3 protein-coding genes and 1 pseudogene are annotated in these 3,811 nt (G+C 59.9%); 1 reads left to right on the top strand and 3 read right to left on the bottom strand.

Annotated features, from left to right (window positions below; all coding sequences use genetic code 11):
* Positions 1–241, top strand: a pseudogene (locus tag QZ326_RS11800) (CAP domain-containing protein); the annotation flags it as partial.
* On the opposite strand, the gene QZ326_RS11795 reads toward QZ326_RS11800, so the two are convergent.
* The 3 genes from QZ326_RS11795 to QZ326_RS11785 all read right to left on the bottom strand — a co-directional run bounded on the left by QZ326_RS11795 (position 163) and on the right by QZ326_RS11785 (position 3,485).
* Positions 163–954: a transposase gene (locus QZ326_RS11795; RefSeq protein WP_295745446.1), complete on the bottom strand. Its 792-nt coding sequence runs from the start codon at positions 952–954 to the stop codon at positions 163–165. The pseudogene QZ326_RS11800 and the gene QZ326_RS11795 overlap by 79 nt on opposite strands.
* Positions 955–1,262: 308 nt before the next feature.
* Positions 1,263–2,375: a M20/M25/M40 family metallo-hydrolase gene (locus tag QZ326_RS11790; protein ID WP_295745443.1), complete on the bottom strand. Its 1,113-nt coding sequence runs from the start codon at positions 2,373–2,375 to the stop codon at positions 1,263–1,265.
* A gap of 12 nt (positions 2,376–2,387) precedes the next feature.
* Complete coding sequence (locus QZ326_RS11785) at positions 2,388–3,485, bottom strand: C45 family peptidase (RefSeq protein WP_295745441.1); 1,098 nt, start codon at positions 3,483–3,485, stop codon at positions 2,388–2,390.
* Between the last annotated feature and the right edge of the window lie 326 nt (positions 3,486–3,811).

Below are 3,811 nucleotides of genomic sequence, written 5' to 3'. Positions count from 1 at the left end.
GGAGATGATCCGCCTCATCAACCAGACCAGAAAGGCCAATGGAGTGTCAGAGTTGGCGGTCAATGAGGCCCTGATGAACGCCGCCCAAGCCTGCTCCAACCAGCGCTGCACCTGGCACCACGCCCCGGAGGAGAGTAAAGCCGCCGCAGATGCCGGTTACCCCTATGGTTTCGGTGACAACCTCACAGTGTTCACCGGCACAACTGACGCTGCCCAGCACGCTGTCGACAATTGGATTAACTCTTTGACCTTGTAGTGGATGGCGTCCATAAAAATGAAGGGATAGACCGCCTCCAGAGGCCGGTTCTGCCAGGCTGTAACCTCCGGCATGATCTTCTCCGTGATTTTCGTCACCAGCTCCGGGGAAATCTCCACATCGTACAGCTCCTTCACCTGCTCGGCAATGTCCCGCTGGCTCATGCCGCAGGCGTAGAGCGACAGGATCTTATCCTCCATGCCGTCCGCATTCCGGTTGTATTTCCCGATAATCTTCGGCTCGTAGCTGCCGTTCCGATCCCGGGGAACCCGGATCTCCACCTGACCAAGCTGGGTCTTGACGGTCTTGCGCGTGTGGCCGTTGCGGTAGTTGGGTCTGCCTTCGGACTCCGCCGCCCGCTGGCACCGCTCCCGCCCTAGCTCCTCGTCCAGTTCTACCTCCATGACCGTCTGGATGACGTCCCGGAACATCTCCTTCATGGCAGCCTCAAAAGAGATTCCTTTGAGTTTGGGTGCCTTCAGGGTGACATCCCCCGAAGTTGTGGTGAGATTACGTCTGTAGTGACCGCTGCGATCTCCCTGCCGCTGCTCATTACGTTCGTACCGTGCCGCCTGGGTCAGATTCTCTGCCTCCACTTCCAGCAGTTCGTTCAGCGTTTCCTCTACACTGTCTCGCACTAATTCCTTCAGTTGCCCCTTGATTACTTCCTCGTTTAGCTGTACAATCTTCTCGGACATGATTTGTAGACTCCCTTCAGAATGGTGTGTCGCTGCTTCATTCTACCAGAGGGCTGCAAACTATGTCTTTTTGTGTTTTTGCAAAACTTATTCTACCTTATCTCCATCCATCTTCTCCCCGAAAGCCCCGGTGGTGAGATTGGGGATAGAGCGATACAAACAGAGAGAAGAACCGAATCAGAGAACATAGGGTCTTCCACAATATGACCGATAAGATCCTTTTTTGATCCTGAATCACTCGCCTCTGGAAGTGCTGTCCAGAATACTTTTGGAGGTTTGCCATATTTGCGCATCCGGTTCCTATCCGCTTACGCCCGCATAATGCTGAGAACCAGCCGGGCAGCGTCCTCCAAATTCTGAATGCGGATCTGTTCGTTTGTGGTGTGCTCCAGCTCCATCCCGCAGGCCAGTACCACGGTCTCAATGCCGTGGAGATTGAAATTGTTGCCGTCGGTGCCGCCGCCGGTATAGGTGGTCCAGGGCTCCACGCCGATGTCCCGGCACCGTTCCATCAGCAGGCGCACCAGGGGGTGGCTGTCCGGAAAGCCGTAGCTGTGATAGCTTCTCTGGACCCGGTGCTCCAGCCGTGCCCCGTACTCCCTGCAGGCCTCCTGCAGGCACCGGAGCATATGGGCCTGCTGGGCCTCCAGCTTCTTCGGGTCACGGCTGCGGGCCTCGGCGGCAAAGGTAACATGATCCTGCACCACATTGGTGGCGCCGACGCAGGAGAAGGTGCCGATGTTTGCGGTGGTCTCCTCGTCAATGCGCTGCAGCTTCATCCGGCTGACGGCCACGGCAGCCGCCTGGATGGCACTGACGCCTTTCTCCGGATCGGAGCCGGCGTGGGAGCGCTTTCCGCAAATGTCGGCATACAGCCGGATCTGCCCCGGGGCGCTGGTGACGATCTTGCCCACGTCATTGCTGGCGTCCAGCACTACGCCGTATTTGGAGCGGATGCGCCCATACTCCAGGTTGGCCGAGCCGAAGAGCCCTCCCTCTTCCCGGATGGTGAAGACCACCTCCACCGGACGGTGGGGCGCGCCGCTCTCCACGAGGCACCGAAGCGCCTCCATGATGGCCGCCACGCCAGATTTGTCGTCAGCTCCCAGCACGGTGTCCCCCCGGGTCCTGACATACCCGTCCTCAATGATGGGATCGATGCCCTGCCCCGGGGTCACGGTGTCCATATGGGCGCTGAAGAGGATGGGATCACGCCCGGATTCCCCCTCCAGAAAACCGTAGACGTTGGCGCCGTCGGAGTCCACCCCCGGCGCCCTGCCCGCCTGGTCGGTGTAGACCTCCAGTCCCAGGGCCCGCAGATCCGCCGCCAGGCGTTCCGTCATGGCCCCTTCATGGTGGGTCTCACTGTCGATCTGGACATACTCTAAAAAAGTGCGCAGTACGCGTTCATTATCGATCATTCGTTCCTCCTGTCACAGCGGATATGGGATAAACTGTCCCCGGCATGGGCAGCCCTTGCAGAGATAGGCGGTCCTGCCGTTCAGATCGTAGATGGATGAGGCGATGGTCTTCCAGACTTTATCCAGGTCGATGTCCCCGTGGGGCACATGGCTGCACACGGCCTCCAGGCAGTCAGATTCCGGGTACTCCGTGGGCCAGCCGGGCTTCATCTCGTGGTCTGTAAGGCAGGAGCGGAGCGTCTCCAGATCCAAATCCCCGCGGCGCTCCATGAGGCGGCGGCGCAGGACGGCGTCCCGGAATTTGCTGCCGTGATTGGTGCAGTACTCCGCCCCCGCCACCATGTGGTTGGCGTGGGTGACGATACCGTTTTCCGGTGTCAGCTCGAATACGCCGCCGGGTGTTGCCTCCAGGTCCACCGCTTTCCCCTCTGCTGAGGCCACCAGAATGTTGCAGGAAACCCCGCGGGGACTGCTCTTCACCACGTTATAGGCCTGGGCGAAATCCCGACAGTTCAGGGCCTTTCGGCGGACGAAGGTCACCGGAGCCCCTACCTCGCCCGTGTCAAAGACGGAGGTCAGGTTATTGCCGCAGACACTGACGCCGTGGTTGTTCATGCCGTCCCGGATCAGCTGGCCGGCCTCTGTGAGGCCCACGATGCGGGTCCCGTTCAGATCGTCGATGTCAACAATCACCACGTGGTCCTCCACCCAGGGGCGGTAGTCCCAGTTCTTGATGAGGTAGGTCCCGCCGCCCCGGGCGGCCTCCGGCAGCACGGCGCCGCTGGTACACTCCTTCTCCTGATGGAGGTTTTTCAGCTTCAGGATCTCATACCGGCAGTTCAAGGCCATGATGGCGTCCAGGTCTATGCCGCTGCCCGCCGCAATGCCCCGGGCCTCTGCCAGCTCGGCGGGAAAGTCCCGTTCCAGGAGTCCCAGGTACAGATGGCTCCGCCTCAGGATATCCTCCCAGGATGCGGAAAGCGTCTTGGAAAAGTGGCGCTGATAACCCTGGATCCCCAGGCGGATCAGATCCCGCGCCTGGGCGCCATATTGCGCTCCCCGCTCAAAGGGGTCGGCGGAGCGGATCTTTATACATGAAAATTCTTCCATAAAAGGCCTCCTTCATGACAGCTTCGATTTTATCACATCATTTTTTTCAGCGCAACTCGCAGCGGCGCAACTCGCAGCGGCGCATTGCGCCGCTGCGAGTTGCTGAGAGAAGAGAGAGGTATATCGGTGCGGGAGATCAGCCCACCAGCATGGAGACGCCGGGACCCAGAGGGAGCTTCAGCGCCCACCAGATGGCCAGGATGATCAGCTCGGCAGCGAATGTGGCGATGGCGTAGGGCATACAGCCGGCGAAGACCGTGCCCATGCCGGGCTCCTTGCTCTTATCCGTGTTATACTTGGCCAGCAAGATCGGAAGAGCACACGTC

Source organism: uncultured Oscillibacter sp. (genome assembly GCF_910587525.1).
Lineage (GTDB): Bacteria > Bacillota > Clostridia > Oscillospirales > Oscillospiraceae > Oscillibacter.
This window is presented reverse-complemented; position numbering and strand designations above follow the sequence as displayed.

What these genes read in the sequence shown, in the direction of transcription:
- QZ326_RS11790 (WP_295745443.1), bottom strand. Translation starts at nt 2,375, where the DNA reads ATGATCGATAATGAACGCGTACTGCGCACTTTTTTAGAGTATGTCCAG.
- QZ326_RS11785 (WP_295745441.1), bottom strand. Translation starts at nt 3,485, where the DNA reads ATGGAAGAATTTTCATGTATAAAGATCCGCTCCGCCGACCCCTTTGAG.
- QZ326_RS11795 (WP_295745446.1), bottom strand. Translation starts at nt 954, where the DNA reads ATGTCCGAGAAGATTGTACAGCTAAACGAGGAAGTAATCAAGGGGCAA.